Origin of the sequence: Paracoccus xiamenensis, assembly GCF_011308835.1 — a bacterium.
Classification (GTDB): Bacteria; Pseudomonadota; Alphaproteobacteria; order Rhodobacterales; family Rhodobacteraceae; genus Paracoccus; species Paracoccus xiamenensis.
Genome location: NZ_JAAOHY010000002.1, coordinates 100929 through 119373, shown reverse-complemented (window position 1 = coordinate 119373; position 18445 = coordinate 100929). Strand labels below are relative to the sequence as shown.

The window sequence follows — 18445 nt, the reverse complement described above, 5'->3', positions numbered from 1 at the left end:
GACGCTACTACCCGCGGGCGGTGATGGAAAGGCCGCTGGCTAGTGCCGCGCCCCGTCGCGCGCGGCCGAGGTCAGCACGACAAAGGTGCGATCCTCGACCGGAAGGGGGGTGATTTCTTCGATCCTGAAGATCAGCGACAGGGTGTATTCGGTTTCGGTCGTTGTCAGCTTGGCCTCGCCGTCAAGCTGCATGGCGAAGGCCTCGATCAGCTGGCTGCCAAGGCCGGTGCCTTCCATCGTCCGTTCCTGTTCTCCGATGGAGTTGGTGACCTCCAGCCGGGCATGGTCGTCATCCTCTCGGGTCAGTCGCACGCGCACCCATGCCTGATCATGTCCGGGCGGGACGCCGGCATATTTCAGCGCATTGGTGAAGGCCTCGTTTGTCAGCAGCGTCAGCGGCACGGCCTGATCGGGCTGAAGGACCAGCGGCGTCAGTTCGGTTTCGACATGCAGCCGCCAGCCGGGGCTGGTCGAGGCGCGGGTCATCTGGTTGATGATCTCGGAAATCAGGCGGTCGGCATCCACGGATTCCAGATGCTCTGCCTGATACAAATTCTTGTAGATCGAGGCGAGGGAAGCCACACGATCTTGAACAGAGCGCAGCACCCGCTTGGCATCGTCATCTTCGATCACCCGGCCCTGCATCGAGATGATCGAGGCGATCAGCTGAAGGTTGTTCTTGACCCTGTGGTGGACCTCTTTCAGCAGCACGGTCTTTTCGTCGATGGCGGCTTCCAGCGCGGCCTCGTCGCGGTTCAGAATGCGGACCATGTTGTGAAAGGTCCGCGACACGTCGGCGATTTCGGTAGGTGCGTCTTCCATGATGCGCGGCGGCGCGGCGCGGTCGCCAACGGCAAAGCGCCGCATCTGGCTGCGCAATTCCCGCACGTGGCGCAGCACCAAACGGTAGACCGCGTAATAGGCCACGCCCAGCGACACCGCCCACAGCGCCACCGCGAACAGCACCGCTGTCAGCTTGGTCACGCGGTAACCCTGGACGCCCGCCTCCTGCGTGCTGAAGCTGCCGAGTGCATAAACCAGCCCCGGCACCACCGACACGACCGCGAAAACCCGCTGCTCACCTGCCGCCGTCACATCGGTAAAGGTCGATTCCGCCCGCGAAATCAGGCTGCCCAGCGTTTCGTTACGTGGCAATGCGCCGCCGATTTCACTGATGACCTCCTCGTCCGCCGAAAGGATGTCGCCATCGGCGTTGAAGGTGATCGTGCGCGCGCCTCGGGTCCCGTAAATCGAGCTGTGGGTGGATTGCAGCAGTTCCTGCGACAGCCAGACACCGACATAGCCCAGCAGTTCGCGGTCGCGATACAGTGGCTGAGCCACCACCACCACAGGCTTGCCATTGATCGAGCCCTGACGCATCGGCACCACCATCGTCGTCGGATTGGCGATGAAATGTTCGTAAGTGGCGAAGCCGCGCATGTCGGTTTCGACCCCGCCAGAGTTGCATTCGGTCATGCCGTTCAATTGCACGAAGCTGGCATAAACATAGGTGGCCCCGCGTTCGACAAAGCTTTTCAGCATGTCGGAACACAGCTGTGGGTTGTTGATCTCGCGCAGGATTGCCGGACCCAACGCGTCGGCAGTTCCCAGCGCCCCTTGCAGCAGGGCGCGTTCGCCCGCCGCTGCGGCGCCGGTGCGTCCGACGATCGCCGTCTCGGCCGAGCGTTCGGCCTCGCCTGACAGATACATGGTCTGAATCAGGGACATCAGCCCGATGGGCAGGATTGCCACCGACAAAAGCGCCGCAAGCCGAAAACCGAGGCCTTTGCTAAATTGAAACGCCTCGGTCAGTTTCCCCAGCATCGTACCTCAGCGCATGACGGGCGCGTTCGCCGCCATCGCCGCCAGTGTCGCACGGTCGGTCATCTCCAGCTCTTCGCCGTCTTCCAGATGCAACAGCTCGGCCAGACGACGGCGACCGCGATTGGCGCGCGATTTGACGGTGCCGACGGCGACCCCGGTCATTCCTGCCGCTTCTTCGTAGGAAAAGCCCGATGCGCCGACCAGGATCAGAGCCTCGCGCTGTTCGTCGGGCAGCTTTTCAAAGGCGGCACGGAAATCGTTCAGCGCCAGACGGCCGTCATGTTCCGGCCGGGTCGCCAGCCGGGCCGCGTGGATGCCATCAGAATCCGAAACCTCGCGCTTGGTCTTGCGGCGGGCGGAATAGAAGGTGTTGCGCAGGATGGTAAACAGCCAGGCGCGCAGGTTCGTCCCAGGCTGAAACTTGTCCATATTGGTCCAGGCCTTGACGATGGTGTCCTGCACCAGATCATCGGCCGCGGCGCCTTCACGGGTCAGCGACAGCGCGAATGCGCGCAAAGCGGGCAGGTGGTCAACCAGCTCGTCACGCGGATTGTCGCCGGATTTCGCACCCTGCGCAGCGTTCACGGATTTGGACATCGCTTCACTCCTGCTCGCGGAGTTGTTCCAGAAGTTCAAGGAAACGGTCTGGGACCTTCTCCTCGGTGGCCTGTTCGTAGACACGCTTGAGGTTCTCGTCGATCTGCTTGTCCAACGCGACCTTCTTGCGATCTTCCCGCTTGCTCGTCATGTTTTTGTTAATCCCGACAATCTTGTGCGCACAGGCTTCAACCGATAGACCATGTTCAGGTTCCATCAGGGACCGTGACGATTGAGGTTTATATGTCTTCTGCCGAGCTTGCAAAGTCCATCGGCCGCGAACTGCCCTTTCTGCGCCGCTATGCGCGTGCGCTGACCGGCAGCCAGACGGCCGGTGACAACTATGCCGCCGCCACGCTGGAGGCGATCCTGTCCGATCGCAGCGTGATGGACGGGCTTGATCCCCGCGTCGGGCTGTTCCGCGCATTCCACGCGATCTGGCAATCCAGCGGCCAACCTGTCGCCGAGGCCGATGGCGGTGCCCGCGCGACGCGCGCGCAGGCCCATCTGGCCCGGCTGACGCCCAATTCGCGCGAGGCGCTGCTGCTGAATTCGATCGAGGGTCTGCGCTTTGACCAGATCGGCGAGATCATGCAGATCGGTCAGGACGAAGCTTCTGACCTGGTGCGCATCGCCATGGACGAGATGGGCCGCGCCATCCGCGGCAAGGTGATGATCATCGAGGATGAAACCATCATCGCCATGGACCTGAAAGGCATCGTGCAGGCGCTTGGCCATGACGTGACCGGCATCGCCCGCACCCATTCCGCCGCGATCGAACTGGCCGGCAGCGACCGCCCCGACCTGATCCTGGCCGATATCCAGCTGGCCGACGGCTCCTCTGGTGTCGATGCGGTGAACGAGCTGCTGGCCTCGATGGGTGAAATGCCGGTGATTTTCATCACTGCCTTCCCGGAACGGCTGCTGACCGGCGACCGGCCAGAGCCTGCCTTCCTGATTTCGAAGCCTTATACCGAGGATCAGGTCAGCTCGGCTGTCAGCCAGGCGATGTTCTTCGCCTCGACCGAGGGGCTGGAAGCGACCTGACCACGCTGGGGATCTTCCTTGTCGCCACGCCGGGGCTGGAACAGCCGCTGGCCGACGAGGCACGCGCCGCCGGCTTTGCCGACCCGGTCGTCGTGCCCGGCGGGGTGGAAACCCGTGGCGACTGGCCCGAGGTCTGGCGCGCAAATCTGGTCCTGCGCTGCGCCACGCGGGTGCTGGTGCGCGTCGGCGAGTTCCGCGCCATGCATCTTGCGCAACTGGACAAGCGCGCCCATAAATTTCCATGGGATCAGATACTTAGACCAGATCAGTCGGTCCGGGTCGAAGCCACCTGCCGCAAGTCGCGCATCTATCACGCCGGTGCCGCCGCGCAGCGGATCGAGCGCGCGATCACCGATGTGCTGGGCGCGCCCCTGACGGATGACGCGGCCATCGTCGTCAAGCTGCGGATCGAGGACGACCTGGCGGTTATCAGCCTCGATTCCTCAGGCGAGAGCCTGCACAAGCGCGGCCACAAGGAAGCCGTAGCCAAGGCCCCAATGCGCGAAACAATGGCGGCCGCGTTCCTGCGGGAATGCGGCTATCGCGGGACCGAGCCGGTTTATGATCCGATGTGTGGATCGGGCACCTTCGTGATCGAGGCGGCAGAGATCGCAACGGGCCTGTTGCCGGGGCGAAGCCGACACTTTGCCTTCGAGGATTTCGCAAGTTTCGATTTGGATATTTGGGCCAGAATGAAAGCGGAAAGCGCCGCACATGCGCCGCGATTCCGGTTCAGCGGATCGGATCGCGATGCCGGCGCCGTGCGGATGAGCGCGGCCAATGCCGCGCGGGCGGGTGTCGACGATTGGTGTGATTTCACACTGGGCCCGATTGCTGACGCCGTACCGCCGGAGGGGCCGCCGGGACTGGTAATGATTAACCCGCCCTATGGCGCCCGGATCGGCAACAAGGGGCCGCTATACGGGCTGCACGCCAATATGGGTGAGGTTCTGCGCGGCCGGTTCAAGGGGTGGCGTGTGGGGATCGTGACGTCCGAGCCCTCGCTTGCGCGGGCGACCGGTCTGCCGTTCCGCGAACCCGGCCCCATCGTCGCCCATGGCGGGCTGAAAGTGCGCCTGTATCAGACCGACCCGCTTTGAGCGTCCTGCGCCTCTTCGCGTAGCGAGGCGCGAGCCTGGCGGGCGGCACGGATGCGACGGCGGCGGGCAAGCTCGACGTTGAAGACCGCGCCCAGCATCACCGAAAACGCCCCCAGATAGAACCACATCAGCAATGCCACGACCGCCCCGATGGACCCGTAGATGCGGTTGTAGCTGTTGAAGCTGCCCAGATAGGTCGAAAATGCCAGGGATGCGAGCGCCCAGGCAAGCCCTGCAACAAGCGAGCCCCAGGTGAAGATCGGCGTGCGCGGGCGGCGGACATTCGGGCCATAGCGGTAAAGAAGGCCGATCGCGATCATCACGATCAGGATCATCCCGCCCCAGGGCAGCGCGGTCAGCAGCCAGCCACGCAGCGGCGCTATGGTCAGAAAACTCAGCATCAGCGGCACGATGACGATGGTGGCGAGGCCGAGGAAGACCACCCCGACAATCGCCAATGTCAGCCCGTAAGCCAGCAGGAAGCCGACGACGGTCGAATGGGCGCGCACCCCATATGCCGCGTTCAGCCCCCGCACCAGCGCATCCACGCCCGCGCGCGCCGCGACGGTGGCGATCATGAAAGAGACCAGCGACGCCCAGCCCAGCTGCGTGCGCCCGCCCGAAATCAACGCATCGACCTGCGCGCTGAGGATGGCCATGGCTTCGGGTGGCAGGAATTCCTCTGCCACATGGACATAACCCTGGATGACAACCGGATCGTACCACAGCCCCCAAAGCGCGATGATCGCGGCCAGTCCCGGAAAAACGGCAAACATGGCGTAGAAGGCCACGCCGGCGGCGATGAGACCCATGTGGATCTTGTCCATCCGCTCGCCCACGGATGCGATGAAGCCCCAGATATCGCGAAGTAGCTCGATCATGCTGCTTGCCCGTCCCTTGAACTGAGCATCGGCGCTATGCCGGACAAGATCAACCTTTGCCGACGGTCGAATATCGCAGCCATATCGCCTTGTCGCCCATGCGCGCGATCATCTCGGCATGGGCGCTGTTTTCGGCCTCGGTCAGGCGCGGCGGCAGCGGGGCGGGGCGCGGGCGGGCCTGACCGCGCGGCTGGCTGGGCGCGGACGGGTCGGTGCCGCCCGAGGGTTCCGGCGCGGCCAGTACCAGATCGGGCTGGCGGCCGCCGATCAGTTCCAGATAGACATCGGCCAGAATTTCGCTGTCGAGAAGCGCGCCGTGCAATGTCCGCGAGGAGTTGTCGATGCCGAACCGCCGGCACAGCGCATCAAGCGAGTTCTGTGCGCCGGGAAATTTCTCGCGCGCCAGTGCCAGCGTATCCAGCGCCCGCGACCATGGAAGCTGCGGCTTGCCGACCATTTTCAGCTCAGCATTGAGGAATTTCATGTCGAAAGCGGCGTTGTGGATGACCAGCTTGGCATCCTCGCCGATGAAGGCGATGAATTCGGCGGCCACATCCGCGAATAGCGGTTTGTCGCGCAGGAATTCATCGGTCAGGCCGTGGATTGCGACTGCGTCCGCCGGCACCTCGCGCTCGGGGTTCAGGTATTTGTGGAAGGTGCGACCGGTGGGCAAGTGGTTCAGCAGCTCTACCGCGCCGATTTCGACCATGCGGTCGCCCGTCGCCGGATCAAAGCCGGTGGTTTCGGTGTCGAGAACGATTTCACGCATCTTGTCGTCCCAGAATTTCATCACATATAGCAGTCACCACCGCGCGGGCACCATCAAGCGTATCGGTCGGGATCACCCAATCCGCACGGGCGCGTTTTTCGGCATCGGGCATCTGCCGCGACAGGATCATCGCGAAGGTTTCCGCCGTCATGCCGGGGCGGGCCAAGACGCGCCTGCGCTGGGTTTCGGCATCGGTCGAAACGACGGCCACGCCGTCCATCTGGCCCTCGGCCCCGGTTTCGAACAGCAGCGGAATATCGAGAACCACAATCCGCGCGCCGTCCCGGGCAGCCTTGGCGATGAAGTCGCGGCGATCAGCGGCAACCAAAGGGTGAACGATGCTTTCAAGGCGCTTCAGCCCGGCAGGATCGGCGGCAAGCGCCGCCTTCAGCCGCACGCGGTCGATGGCGCCATCCTGCAAGGCCGCCGGAAAGGCGGCGGCGACCGCATCGACGGCCGCACCACCCGGCGCGTAAAGCCTGTGGACAGCCGCGTCTGCATCCCACAGCGGGTAACCAAGTTCGGTAAACATTTGCCCGGTCGTCGATTTGCCCATGCCAATCGACCCGGTCAGACCCAGCAGAAAGCTCACAGCACGGCCTGCCGTAACGCTTCGTCGACCTCTGGCCGGCGGCCGAACCAGCGTTCGAACCCCGGAGCGGCCTGATGGAGCAGCATGCCCAGCCCGTCGACGACCTGGCAGCCGCGTGACTGCGCTTCCAACAGGAAATCGGTCATCAGCGGCGTATACACGAGATCGGTAACCAGCGTTCCGGGTGACAACGCATCCAGTGGCACCCGTAGCGCCGGCTTTCCTGTCATGCCCATCGAGGTCGCGTTGACGACCGTTGTCGCGCCTTCCAGCATGTTGCCGGCTTGCGCCCAGTCGTAGACGACAACCTTGGCGCCGAACTCGTTCTTGATCTGGTCGGCGCGCAGCTTGGTACGGTTCGTGATCCGCAATTCCGGCACGCCGCTTTCCAGAAGTGATGCAACCACAGCCCGCGCGGCCCCACCTGCCCCAATCACCGCCGCGGCCCCCCGATCGGGGCACCAATCCGGGGCGTTCTGGGTCAGGTTGGCGATGAAACCGTAGCCGTCGGTATTGTCGGCGTGAATCTTTCCGTCTTCGCGGAAGATCAGCGTATTAGCGGCACCGATGAGAGCTGCGCGGTCGGTGACGATATCGGCAATCTGCAGCACCGCCTCTTTATGCGGGATGGTGACGTTAACACCGACGAAACCCATTCGGGGCAGGGTGCGAAGCACCTCGGCCAGATTTTCAGGCCGCACAGGGATAGGGATGTAATGCCCTGCAAGCCCATAACGTTGCAGCCAATGCCCATGCAGCAATGGCGAGCGAGAATGCGCGATTGGCCAGCCAATTACACCAGCCAGGGGTGCATGCGACACCGGCGGCTGAGGATCGGGAGAGCTATCCTGAGTCATGTCACTTGGATAGCCGCAGCGCGGTGCCGTGGGAAGTCAAAACCCTAATGGTGACGCCATGGCAGGGGGCGAATCTGTGGAAAAGCGCACGGATGGAATCCGGGATGATTGAAGACAGGGATAAGCACCCAGAACAGAGCGAGAACGCAGCGCTTTCATCCACAGGGGTACAGCCAAACGCAACCTGTGCACATCTTGTGGATAAAATGATTGTTTTCAGATAACCTTTTGATAAGAATAATATTCTTTCAGAAAATCTGCTCGCCATGCTGTGGATGAAATCTGCGCAGAGCAGATATACCGCTACCCACAGGCCCTACAAACAACATCATCTTTCTTCCTTATCTTTTAAGATTTAAAGGATTGGCATGACCGATCTTCTCAGTTCCCTTTACCCTTGGATCAAATCCCTGCACGTTATGGCCGTGCTGTCCTGGATGGCGGGGCTGTTCTATCTGCCCAGACTGTTCGTCTATCACGCTGAACGTGGTCAGAATGTCGGTGAACCGGCTGCTTCCTTTCAGATCATGGAAGACAAGCTGCTGCGGATGATCATGAATCCGGCGATGATCGTTTCCTGGATTTGCGGATTGGCGTTGGTGCTGACACCTGGGATTGTCGACTGGTCGATGCTGTGGCCCTGGTTGAAGGCCGCTTCAGTGCTGGGGATGACCTGGTTTCACATGTGGCTTGCCAGGCAGCGGCGGGTGCTGGCAGCTGGGCGCGGGCTGAGCGGCCGGACCTATCGGATGATGAACGAGCTGCCGACCTTGCTGATGGTCGTGATTGTGGTCTCGGTCATCGTGAAGTTCTGAACCGGGGCTTGTTTCCCTGATAGATTGACTCGAATCGTCGTTCCCGATATGGGGCGGCTAACGATCCGGCCGTCCGGCACGGATATTTTCCATGACAATGATGTTCGCCTGCTGCGTGCGGGCGCGAATTCCGGTGATGCGATGAGCGAAGAGCGTTTGAATTTGTCCGATCTGAAGGCGAAAAGCCCGAAAGATCTGCTGTCGATGGCCGAAGAATGGGAAATCGAGAACGCCTCGACCATGCGCAAGGGCGAGATGATGTTCTCGATCCTGAAAGAACATGCCGAGGACGGTTACGATATCGGTGGCGACGGCGTGCTGGAGGTCGTTCAGGACGGCTTTGGCTTCCTGCGCTCGACCGAGGCGAACTATCTGCCGGGTCCTGACGACATTTATGTCAGCCCCGACATGATCCGCCAGCACAGCCTGCGCACCGGCGACACCGTTGAAGGCGTGATCCGCGCCCCGGGCGAGAATGAGCGTTATTTTGCGCTGACCAAGGTCGAGAAGATCAATTTCGAGGACCCGGAGCGCGCGCGCCACAAGGTGGCCTTCGACAACCTTACCCCGCTGTATCCGAATGAACGGCTGAAGATGGAAATCGAGGATCCGACGATCAAGGATCGCTCGGCCCGGATCATCGACCTTGTCGCACCGATCGGGAAGGGGCAGCGTTCGCTGATCGTGGCACCCCCGCGCACCGGTAAGACGGTGCTGTTGCAGAATATTGCCCATTCAATCGAGAAGAACCATCCCGAGTGCTATCTGATCGTGCTGCTGATCGACGAGCGCCCCGAGGAGGTGACCGACATGCAGCGGTCGGTGAAGGGTGAGGTGATCTCCTCTACCTTTGATGAACCGGCCAGCAGGCACGTTGCTGTGTCGGAGATGGTGATCGAAAAGGCCAAGCGTTTGGTTGAGCATAAGCGAGATGTTGTTATCTTGCTGGATTCGATCACAAGACTTGGTAGGGCCTTCAATACGGTCGTGCCGAGTTCTGGCAAGGTTCTGACCGGTGGTGTGGATGCAAATGCGTTGCAGCGGCCGAAGCGTTTCTTCGGTGCGGCGCGGAATATTGAAGAAGGCGGCTCTCTGACCATCATCGCGACGGCGCTGATCGACACCGGTTCGCGCATGGACGAGGTGATTTTCGAGGAATTCAAAGGCACCGGTAACAGCGAGATCGTACTGGATCGGAAGGTCGCCGACAAGCGCGTCTTCCCCGCCATGGATATTCTGAAATCCGGCACCCGGAAGGAAGAGCTGCTGGTGGATTCGAAAGATCTGCAGAAAACCTATCTGTTGCGGCGTATCCTGAACCCGATGGGCACCACGGATGCGATCGAATTCCTGATCTCGAAACTGAAGCAGACGAAGAACAACGGCGAATTCTTCGAATCGATGAACGCGTAATGCATCATGGCTACGATCTTTGCAGAAGCGACGCCGCCTGGTCGGGGGGGCGTGTCAATCGTCCGCTTGAGCGGGCCGGAGTCGCGGCAGGTTGCCGAGGATCTGGCCGGCGCGCTGCCTGAGGCGCGCTATTGCTATTACCGCAGTGTTCGTGACGGCGATGACCTGATCGACCGCGCATTGGTGATGCGCTTTGAAGCTGGCGCAAGCTTTACCGGTGAGGAGAGCTGCGAGTTTCATCTGCATGGTGCGCCGGTCGTCGTTAAACGGCTGGAAGCTGCCCTGGTTGCGCGCGGTCTGCGGCGTGCTGAGGCTGGCGAGTTTACGTTGCGCTCTTTCACTTCGGGTCAGATGGACCTTGCCGAGGTGGAGGGACTGTCCGACCTGCTGGCGGCAGAGACCGAAACGCAACGGAAGCTGGCTGTAGAAGCGAGTTCTGGCGCGCTTGGCCGTCTGGCTGAGGAATGGCGCGAGGGGCTGGTGCATGCTGGCGCAATGATTACGGCCTCGATCGACTTTGCGGATGAGGAAATCCCTGACGAGGTCGCGGCAGATGTCTGGCGCGTTATTGCCGGGGTGCGGAGCTCGATAGCGGCGGAGCTTGCCGGGTTTCCAGCGCGGGAACGCCTGCGCCTTGGGTTTGAAGTTGCGTTGCTGGGGGCACCTAACGCGGGCAAGTCGTCGCTGATGAATGCGATTGCCCGGCGGGATGTCGCGATTGTCACGGAATATGCAGGGACGACCCGAGATGTCGTCGAGTTTCGCGCTGATCTGCGCGGGCTTCCGGTCATCTTCCTGGATACTGCGGGGATTCGCGAGACCGACGACATGGTGGAGGGAATCGGCATTGGCCGGGCACGGGATCGCGCCGCCGATGCAGACCTGCGGATCTTCCTGGGTCCAGTTCCCGATGCCGCCCGCGATCTGACCCGCGATGGGGACCTGTTCATTGAGACGAAAGGGGATTTGACAGGTGCCTCCGGGGCGATCTCAAGTCTGACGGGAGCAGGGGTTGATCGGCTGCTTGAGCAGGTGTTCGACAGTCTGCGGCGCCGGCTTGCAACGTCAGGCGTCGCCAGCCATGCCCGACAGGCAGAGGCGATGCAGGCAGCGGTTGATGCTTTGGACCTGCCAGAGGGGCTAGCACCCGAGTTGCTGGCAGAGGCCATGCGCGAAGCGCTTCACCATTTGCAGCGACTGGTTGGCAAGATCGATGTGGACGACTATCTTGATCGGGTCTTCAGCACGTTCTGCGTCGGTAAATAGGGACTGTTTCACGTGAAACATTACGATGTGATCGTCATTGGCGCCGGGCATGCCGGCACCGAAGCCGCCGCGGCAGCTGCGCGGATGGGCAAAGCTGTCGCATTGGTGACAATGTCGAAGCAGGATCTTGGAACGATGTCGTGCAATCCCGCCATCGGTGGCCTGGGGAAGGGCCATTTGGTGCGCGAGATTGACGCCATGGATGGGCTGATGGGGCGGTTGGCCGACGCTGCGGGCATACAGTTCAGGCTGTTGAACCGTCGCAAGGGGCCGGCAGTGCAGGGGCCTCGGACGCAGGCGGATCGACAGGCCTATCGTGCTGCTGCGAACCGTGCCGTGAGTGCCATTTCAGGGCTGGAGGTTGTACTCGGTGAAGTCACAGATCTGCTCATCTCTTCCGGACGGATTAATGGCGTCATGGTGGGAGATCAGAAGATCTTGGCGCCGCGCGTTATCCTGACCACGGGCACCTTCCTGAATGGGCTGATCCATATCGGCGAGGAAAGCCGCCCCGCCGGCCGTTGGGGCGACGGGACGTCGTCGCGCCTTGCTGCGGTTATGCGCGACCTCGGAGTGTCTTTCGGCCGTCTCAAGACTGGGACGCCACCGAGGCTGGATGGGAAGACGATCAACTGGGATCTCCTTGGTCAGCAGCCGGGCGACGACGAACCGGAGTTGCTGTCCTTCATGTCGACTGCCGTTAGCCTGCGGCAGATCAACTGCGGCGTTACCCATACGAACGAGGCAACCCACGATATTATCCGCCGCAACTTGTCGCGTTCGGCCATGTATGGCGGAAAAATCGAAGGGGTCGGCCCACGCTATTGCCCCTCGATCGAGGACAAGATTCATCGCTTTGCGGACAAGGATTCCCATCAGATCTTCTTGGAACCTGAGGGTTTGACCACCGACGTGATCTATCCAAACGGAATTTCGACATCATTGCCGGTTGACGTTCAGGAGGCGTATATTCGCTCCATCATGGGGCTGGAGAGCGCCGCAATCCTGCAGCCTGGCTATGCCGTGGAATATGATTACGTCGACCCCCGTTCGCTGGATCGTGGTCTGCAACTGCGCGAGGTCGACGGCTTTTATCTGGCCGGCCAGATCAACGGAACCACCGGCTATGAAGAGGCAGGGGCGCAAGGCCTTGCTGCGGGTCTGAATGCGTCCAGTGAGGAACCGGTACATTTCTCGCGGGCCGATTCCTATATCGGGGTGATGATTGATGACCTGACGACGCGGGGTGCGACAGAACCTTACCGCATGTTCACCTCACGCGCCGAGTATCGGCTATCGTTGCGGGCCGACAATGCGGATCAGCGGCTAACGCCGCGTGCAATGGCGCTTGGTTGCGTAGGCCCGGAACGTAAGCAGCATTTTGATCAGAAGATGGATCGGCTGTCCGCCGCGCGGGCTGATCTGGAAGCGCGCAGCTATGGCGGCAAGGAACTGTCCGCAGCTGGCATCCCAACAGGCCGTGACGGACGGCGACGGACGGCATTCGAACTTCTCTCTGGCGTTGATGTTGGTTTCGAGACGCTGGCCATTATCGACCCCGCAATCCCTGATTTCGACGACCTGACCAGGAAGCAGGTCAAGATCGACGCCACCTATGCGCAATATGAAGAGCGGCAGCGTCGTGAAGCGCTCGCCCTGAAGCGCGACGAAGCGGCTGCTTTGCCACGCGATTTCGACTATGCAGCGCTATCCGGCTTGTCCAAGGAACTGCAAGGAAAGCTAACGGCACTGCGACCGGAAACGATCGCCTCTGCGGCGCGCATTGAAGGGATGACGCCAGCGGCGCTGTCGCTTTTGATTGCGTCCAGTCGGCGCGCGAGCCGCGCGTAATGGATGTTTCACGTGAAACGGACGCAATGCTTGCGCGCTATGCCGATCTGATTGCCAAATGGAATCCCACAATAAATCTGGTGGCGCCGGGTACCTTGCCGGACCTTCGCTATCGTCACATCGACGATTCGGCCCAGCTTTTTACGCATGCGGCCCCAAAAAGCGGCAGCTGGCTTGATCTTGGAAGCGGCGGCGGTCTGCCCGGAATCGTGATTGCAATTCTCGGCCGTAAGCAGTCGCTGCCGGTGACATTGGTCGAAAGCGACCGGCGAAAGTCCGCTTTCCTGACCACAGTCCGACGAGAGCTTCAGCTCGACAACGTCACCATAAAACCCGCGCGGATTGAACAGCTTGAACAGGGGCAGTTCAGTTTCGTCAGTGCCCGTGCGCTGGCACCATTGAAGGATCTTCTTCCAATGATTGCAGCGCAGCTTGCCAGCACTGGTGAGGCTTGGCTATTGAAGGGACGCACGTGGCAGCAAGAGGTCGAGGCTGCGCGGGCAACCTGGTCGTTTGACATCGAGACCTATCCAAGCATCACCGACGCAGAATCGGTGGCCATGAAGTTGAGGAAGATCGAGCCCAATGCCTAGTCCCACCGTCATCGCTGTTGCCAATCAGAAGGGTGGCGTCGGCAAGACGACGACCGCCGTTAATCTCGGTGCCTGCCTCGCGGGGCAGGGACATACGACACTCATCATCGACCTTGATCCGCAGGGCAACGCTTCGACGGGTGTTGGCTGCCCCGTCAAGGGACGCAACGCGACCTCCTATGACCTTTTGGCCGGGCGCTATGATCTTGCCGAAGCGACCCTGCCAACCAGTGTCGAGAACCTGTCGCTGGTCCCTTCGACGCCGGACCTCAGCTCTGGCGATATTGATTTCGCCAATCGGCGCGAGCGGGTCAGGCTGCTAAAGTCCGTCCTGGATCAAGCGAATGATCAGGATTACATCCTCATTGATTGTCCGCCTGCCCTGGGTCTGCTCACTGTAAACGCGCTTGTCGCCGCAGATTCTGTTCTCGTGCCGTTGCAGGCAGAGTTCTACGCGCTCGAAGGGCTTTCCCAGTTGCTGATGACCGTGCGCGAGGTTCGTCAGAACGCCAACCCCGACCTCCGTCTGGATGGCGTGGTGCTGACGATGTATGACGGCCGCAACAACCTCTCCCAACAGGTCGAAGCAGATGCCCGCGCGACTCTGGGAGAGCTGGTCTATAATACGGTCATCCCCCGCAACGTCCGTATTTCCGAAGCGCCCTCTCATGGGCTTCCTGTGATTGCCTATGATCCGAACTCAACCGGCAGCCGCGCTTATAGCGCGCTGACCGAGGAATTTCTCGTCCGCCAGAAGGAGATGCACCAATGAGCCAGAACAAACGCAGCAGCCTAGGCCGCGGCCTTTCGGCACTGATGGCGGATCTCCAGACCGACGAAGCGCCTGCCGCCCGTGACGCTGGCCCGCGCGAGGGAACAATGCTTATCCCGACTGAGCAGATTGCGCCTAACCCCGATCAGCCACGTCGAATTTTCGACCAGACGGCGCTGTCCGAGCTGGCTGACTCCATAAGGACGCGGGGCGTCATTCAGCCGCTGATCGTCCGCCGTCACCCTCAGGACGCCAATATCTATCAGATCGTGGCTGGCGAACGCCGCTGGCGGGCGTCGCAAATTGCCCAGGTGCACGAACTTCCCGTCATCATCCGCGACTTCAGCGATGCGGAGATGCTGGAGGTTGCCATTATCGAAAACATCCAGCGCGCCGATTTGAACGCCATTGATGAGGCGGCGTCCTATCGTCAGCTGATGACCCGCTTTGGCCACACCCAGGAAAAGCTGGCCGAGGCGCTTGGCAAAAGCCGCAGCCATATTGCCAACCTTCTGCGTCTGCTGAACCTGCCTGATCAGGTCCAGGAATGGGTGCGCGAAGAAAAGCTATCGGCCGGACACGCGCGGGCATTGGTGACGGCGGAAAACCCGACCGTGATCGCACGGAAGATCATCGACAAGGACCTGTCCGTGCGCGAAGTCGAATCGCTTATGCGCGAGAAATCGACCAAGCCCGCCAAGCCACGCAGCGCGGCTGAAAAAGACGCCGACACCCGCGCATTGGAAGGGGATCTGAGCGCGACGTTGAAAATGCGGGTCCAGATCAAGCATGCGGGCGCGGATGGTGGCCAGCTGGTAATCACCTATAAGGATCTGGATCAGCTCGATCGGCTCTGCCAGATGCTGGCAGGCAACGCCTAAGCTTCAGGGCGGGATAGAATGAACAGGCCTACGGCGGTCAGGACTGCTGCCTGAATGGTGACCGCCTGCGGTGGGACGCCTATCGCCAGCGAAAGCGCGACGCTTGCCGTCATGGCAGTCAGTGACAGAACCTTGGCAGACCGGCGGATCGCGCCGCGTTCTTGCCAACGACGAATATCCGGGCCGAATACCGGATCAGCCAGAAGCCGTGCCCGCAGCCGCTCGGAAGAACGGCCAAAGGCCCACAGCGCGATCAGCAGGAACGGAACCGTTGGCAGGATCGGCAGGAAGACCCCGACGAATGCGAAGCCCACGGCCAGCCAGCCGATACCAAGATAAAGCACCCGCATCAGCCCGCCATTTCCCGCAAGACGTAGTTCAGCAGTGGTCGCCCCGCAGCGGTCGCCCGTGCACGGTCGTCTGACAGCTCCAGCAACCCGTTCTCAATCAGGCGCGCGGTGCGCCGCGAATCCAGCGCGCCGCCCTTGGCGTGATAGCGGCCCAGATCCATGCCTTCCGCAAGGCGCATCGACATCAGCAGATACTCCGAAGCCAGATCTTCTTGGGACTGCAATTCATGCTCAATATCTCCGCTGCCGTTCTCGCCAACCAACGCCAGCCACCCTCCGGGGGTTCGCTCTGCAACCGTCGCGATACGGCCAGCGGCCAAACTTAGCCGCCCATGTGCACCTGGTCCGACCGACGCCCAGTCGCCCTGACGCCAGTAAATCAGATTGTGACGGGACTCTTTGCCGGGTGCGGCGTGGTTTGAAACCTCATAGGCAGGCATCCCGGCAGAACCAAGAATATCCTGTGTTTCCAAATACATATCGGCGGCAATATCGTCATCTGGAAGGCCGCGCAAGTGACCGGCCGCGTGGCGGGCGCCAAAAACCGTCCCGTCCTCGATGGTGAGCTGATACAGCGACAGATGATCGACCGCCATCGCAAGCGCCTCGTTCAGTTCCGCTCGCCACGCCGTCGCGTCCTGATCTTGCCGCGCATAGATCAGGTCAAAGCTGACACGCGAAAAGCTGGTGCGGGCAAGATCAAAGGCCTTGCGCGCCTCGGCCACGCTATGCATCCGCCCCAGTCGCCGCAGATCTGTGTTGTTCAGGGCCTGCACACCCATCGACAACCGGTTGACCCCGGCATCGGCATAGCCACGAAAGCGCCCCGCCTCGACGCTGCCGGGATTGGCTTCCATGGTGATCTCGATATCATTGGCGAACGTCCAGGCGCCGCGCGCGGCCTCCAGCACGGCGGCGACGGTATCGGGGGCCATCAGCGACGGCGTGCCGCCACCAAAGAAGATGCTGTTCAGTACACGTCCAGAGGTCATCGCACCAACGCGGGCGATCTCGGCGCGATAGGCCTCGGCCCAACGCGCCTGATCTATGGATGTCGCGACATGGCTGTTGAAGTCGCAATAGGGGCATTTCGAGGCACAAAATGGCCAATGGACATACAGCCCGAACCCGCCATTCTGCCAGTCCTCGATCATTCTTTCAGCGCAGTCACTTCGATTTCGATCTTCATTTCCGGTTTGATCAGACCGGCGACCACCATAGTCGCCGCAGGCCGGATCTGACCCAACTGCGCACCCAGAACGGGTACGATCGTATCCACCAGGCCGGCATCGGTCACCGTGTATTGCACACGCACGATATCACCCATGTCAAAACCCGCTTCGTCCAACACCCGACGGATCGTGGCAAAGCAGTTTTGCGCCTGCTCTGCTACATCGTCAGGCATGTTCATGCTTGCATAGTCATAGCCGGTCACGCCCGACACAAAGCACCAAGGTCCCTTCACCACGGCGCGGCTATAGCCCATCGTCGCCTCGAACGGGGATCCGGTTGTGATCCTATGCAAAACTCGCCTCCAGCATCTTGGCCACTGCAATCGCACGATGGCTGAGGGTGTTTTTCGCGTCGGGGCTCATCTCGCCCAGCGTGATTTCATGGCCATCCGGCACAAAGATGGGATCATAGCCGTGACCTTCAACCCCGCGCGGCGGCCAGGTGACCTGACCCGGCAGCACGCCTTCGAAAACCTCGTCATGCCCGTCCGGCCAGGCCAGAACCAAGGTGCAGCGGAATTGCGCATTGCGCGGGTGGGGGGCGTCCACAGCTTCCAGCTCGCGCCATGTGCGCTCCATGGCCATGCCGAAATCACGGCCGTTGCCGGTTTCAGCCCAGTCGGCGGTATAAACGCCGGGCGCGCCGCCAAGGGCATCGACACTGATCCCGCTGTCATCTGACAGCGCGGGCAGTCCGGTCGCGGCGACGGCGGCATGCGCCTTGATCCGCGCATTGCCGACGAAATTGTCCTCGGTCTCGACCGGCTCGGCTAGGCCCATCTCTGCTGCGCCGACGACCTCGACGCCGAAGGGCGCCAGCAGCGCGCGCATCTCGGCCAGCTTCCCGGCGTTATGCGTGGCCACCAGCAGCTTCTTGCCTTCGAAGCGCCGCATCAGATTGCCGCCTTCTGCGCCGCGACCAGTTGCGCCACGCCGGCCTCGGCCAGATCCAGCAGCTGCGCCATCTGGTCGCGGCTAAAGGTCGCGCCTTCTGCCGACATTTGCACCTCGATCAGCTGGCCGTTGCCGGTCATGACGAAATTGCCGTCGGTGCCGGCCTCGCTATCCTCGGCATAGTCCAGATCGACGACCGGCTGACCGGCATAAATCCCGCAGGACACGGCGGCGACGTGGTCGATCAGCGGGTCAGAGGTGACCAGCCCGGCGGCGATCAGCTTGTTCACCGCCAGACGCAGGGCCACCCAGCCGCCGGTGATTGACGCGCAGCGGGTGCCGCCATCGGCCTGAATGACATCGCAATCGACAACGATCTGGCGCTCACCCAGGGCGCGCTTGTCGACGCCCGCCCGCAGGGCGCGGCCGATCAGGCGCTGGATCTCGACGGTGCGCCCGCCCTGCTTGCCAGATGCGGCCTCGCGGCGGTTGCGGGTGTTGGTGGCGCGGGGCAGCATGCCATATTCCGCCGTGACCCAGCCCTGGCCGGTGCCGCGCAGGAATGGCGGGGCCTTTTCTTCGATCGAGGCGCTGCACAAGACATGCGTGCCGCCCACCTTGATCAGGCAGGAGCCTTCGGCATGCCGCATGACGCCGGTCTCAATTGAAATCGGCCGCATTTCGCTTAAGTTTCTGCCCGAGGGACGCATC

Annotated in this window: 21 protein-coding genes; 9 read left to right on the top strand and 12 right to left on the bottom strand. The window is 61.7% G+C overall.

The annotated features are described in order from the left end of the window. Positions 1 to 39 precede the first annotated feature (39 nt). Genes G7044_RS07355 through G7044_RS07345 form a run of 3 tightly spaced genes read right to left on the bottom strand, consistent with a single transcriptional unit; the run spans position 40 to position 2572 of the window. Positions 40 to 1824, bottom strand: coding sequence for a histidine kinase dimerization/phosphoacceptor domain -containing protein (locus G7044_RS07355; protein WP_166327650.1), 1785 nt, complete (start codon positions 1822 to 1824; stop codon positions 40 to 42). A 6-nt stretch (positions 1825 to 1830) separates the two neighbouring features. Then, on the bottom strand, positions 1831 to 2421 hold the full coding sequence (locus G7044_RS07350; RefSeq protein ID WP_166327648.1) for an RNA polymerase sigma factor: 591 nt from the start codon (positions 2419 to 2421) through the stop codon (positions 1831 to 1833). A 4-nt stretch (positions 2422 to 2425) separates the two neighbouring features. Continuing rightward, a complete protein-coding gene (locus tag G7044_RS07345) occupies positions 2426 to 2572 on the bottom strand; it encodes a NepR family anti-sigma factor (protein ID WP_166327646.1) in 147 nt (48 codons plus the stop codon). 92 nt (positions 2573 to 2664) lie between these two features. Between G7044_RS07345 and G7044_RS07340 the strand changes: the two genes are divergently transcribed. Both G7044_RS07340 and G7044_RS07335 read left to right on the top strand, forming a co-directional pair. Continuing rightward, on the top strand, positions 2665 to 3468 hold the full coding sequence (locus G7044_RS07340; RefSeq protein ID WP_166327966.1) for a response regulator: 804 nt from the start codon (positions 2665 to 2667) through the stop codon (positions 3466 to 3468). Continuing rightward, complete coding sequence (locus tag G7044_RS07335; RefSeq protein WP_407947394.1) at positions 3465 to 4568, top strand: THUMP domain-containing class I SAM-dependent RNA methyltransferase; 1104 nt, start codon at positions 3465 to 3467, stop codon at positions 4566 to 4568. The genes G7044_RS07340 and G7044_RS07335 overlap by 4 nt, the downstream gene beginning before the upstream one ends. Here G7044_RS07335 and G7044_RS07330 read toward each other — a convergent pair. From G7044_RS07330 to G7044_RS07315, 4 genes are read right to left on the bottom strand one after another with little or no spacing between them, the layout of a single operon-like run. Beyond that, positions 4550 to 5449: a YihY/virulence factor BrkB family protein gene (locus tag G7044_RS07330; RefSeq protein ID WP_166327644.1), complete on the bottom strand. Its 900-nt coding sequence runs from the start codon at positions 5447 to 5449 to the stop codon at positions 4550 to 4552. The two genes, G7044_RS07335 and G7044_RS07330, sit on opposite strands and share 19 nt — an antisense overlap. 49 nt (positions 5450 to 5498) lie before the next feature. Beyond that, entirely contained in the window at positions 5499 to 6218 is a 720-nt protein-coding gene (gene dnaQ / locus G7044_RS07325) for a DNA polymerase III subunit epsilon (RefSeq protein ID WP_166327642.1), read from the bottom strand. Further along, complete coding sequence (gene coaE, locus G7044_RS07320; protein ID WP_166327640.1) at positions 6211 to 6810, bottom strand: dephospho-CoA kinase; 600 nt, start codon at positions 6808 to 6810, stop codon at positions 6211 to 6213. Before coaE ends, dnaQ begins: the two co-directional genes overlap by 8 nt. Further along, the gene (locus G7044_RS07315; protein WP_166327638.1) at positions 6807 to 7667 is read right to left on the bottom strand and encodes a shikimate dehydrogenase; all 861 of its coding nucleotides are present in this window, start codon (positions 7665 to 7667) and stop codon (positions 6807 to 6809) included. Before G7044_RS07315 ends, coaE begins: the two co-directional genes overlap by 4 nt. A gap of 368 nt (positions 7668 to 8035) precedes the next feature. Here G7044_RS07315 and G7044_RS07310 point away from each other — a divergent pair, with 368 nt between their 5' ends. From G7044_RS07310 to G7044_RS07280, 7 genes are all read left to right on the top strand, one after another. Then, positions 8036 to 8482, top strand: coding sequence for a CopD family protein (locus G7044_RS07310; protein WP_166327636.1), 447 nt, complete (start codon positions 8036 to 8038; stop codon positions 8480 to 8482). 141 nt (positions 8483 to 8623) lie between these two features. After that, complete coding sequence (rho, locus tag G7044_RS07305) at positions 8624 to 9895, top strand: transcription termination factor Rho (RefSeq protein WP_166327964.1); 1272 nt, start codon at positions 8624 to 8626, stop codon at positions 9893 to 9895. 6 nt (positions 9896 to 9901) lie between these two features. After that, on the top strand, positions 9902 to 11161 hold the full coding sequence (gene mnmE / locus G7044_RS07300) for a tRNA uridine-5-carboxymethylaminomethyl(34) synthesis GTPase MnmE (protein ID WP_166327634.1): 1260 nt from the start codon (positions 9902 to 9904) through the stop codon (positions 11159 to 11161). Positions 11162 to 11173: 12 nt separating this feature from the next. Then, entirely contained in the window at positions 11174 to 13012 is a 1839-nt protein-coding gene (mnmG, locus tag G7044_RS07295) for a tRNA uridine-5-carboxymethylaminomethyl(34) synthesis enzyme MnmG (RefSeq protein ID WP_166327632.1), read from the top strand. Continuing rightward, entirely contained in the window at positions 13012 to 13605 is a 594-nt protein-coding gene (gene rsmG / locus G7044_RS07290; RefSeq protein ID WP_166327630.1) for a 16S rRNA (guanine(527)-N(7))-methyltransferase RsmG, read from the top strand. Before mnmG ends, rsmG begins: the two co-directional genes overlap by 1 nt. Next, the gene (locus tag G7044_RS07285; protein ID WP_166327628.1) at positions 13598 to 14377 is read left to right on the top strand and encodes a ParA family protein; all 780 of its coding nucleotides are present in this window, start codon (positions 13598 to 13600) and stop codon (positions 14375 to 14377) included. Before rsmG ends, G7044_RS07285 begins: the two co-directional genes overlap by 8 nt. Continuing rightward, positions 14374 to 15258, top strand: a complete 885-nt coding sequence (locus G7044_RS07280) for a ParB/RepB/Spo0J family partition protein (RefSeq protein ID WP_166327626.1) — start codon at positions 14374 to 14376, stop codon at positions 15256 to 15258. Before G7044_RS07285 ends, G7044_RS07280 begins: the two co-directional genes overlap by 4 nt. On the opposite strand, the gene G7044_RS07275 is transcribed toward G7044_RS07280, so the two are convergent. From G7044_RS07275 to rph, 5 genes are read right to left on the bottom strand one after another with little or no spacing between them, the layout of a single operon-like run. Then, on the bottom strand, positions 15255 to 15608 hold the full coding sequence (locus G7044_RS07275) for a YbaN family protein (RefSeq protein WP_166327624.1): 354 nt from the start codon (positions 15606 to 15608) through the stop codon (positions 15255 to 15257). The genes G7044_RS07280 and G7044_RS07275 overlap by 4 nt on opposite strands. After that, a complete protein-coding gene (gene hemW, locus G7044_RS07270) occupies positions 15608 to 16759 on the bottom strand; it encodes a radical SAM family heme chaperone HemW (protein WP_166327963.1) in 1152 nt (383 codons plus the stop codon). Before hemW ends, G7044_RS07275 begins: the two co-directional genes overlap by 1 nt. Continuing rightward, positions 16759 to 17133, bottom strand: coding sequence for a RidA family protein (locus G7044_RS07265; protein WP_166327622.1), 375 nt, complete (start codon positions 17131 to 17133; stop codon positions 16759 to 16761). Before G7044_RS07265 ends, hemW begins: the two co-directional genes overlap by 1 nt. Then, complete coding sequence (gene rdgB, locus G7044_RS07260) at positions 17126 to 17737, bottom strand: RdgB/HAM1 family non-canonical purine NTP pyrophosphatase (protein WP_166327962.1); 612 nt, start codon at positions 17735 to 17737, stop codon at positions 17126 to 17128. The genes G7044_RS07265 and rdgB overlap by 8 nt, the downstream gene beginning before the upstream one ends. Further along, a complete protein-coding gene (gene rph / locus G7044_RS07255; protein WP_166327620.1) occupies positions 17734 to 18444 on the bottom strand; it encodes a ribonuclease PH in 711 nt (236 codons plus the stop codon). Before rph ends, rdgB begins: the two co-directional genes overlap by 4 nt. Position 18445 lies beyond the last annotated feature (1 nt).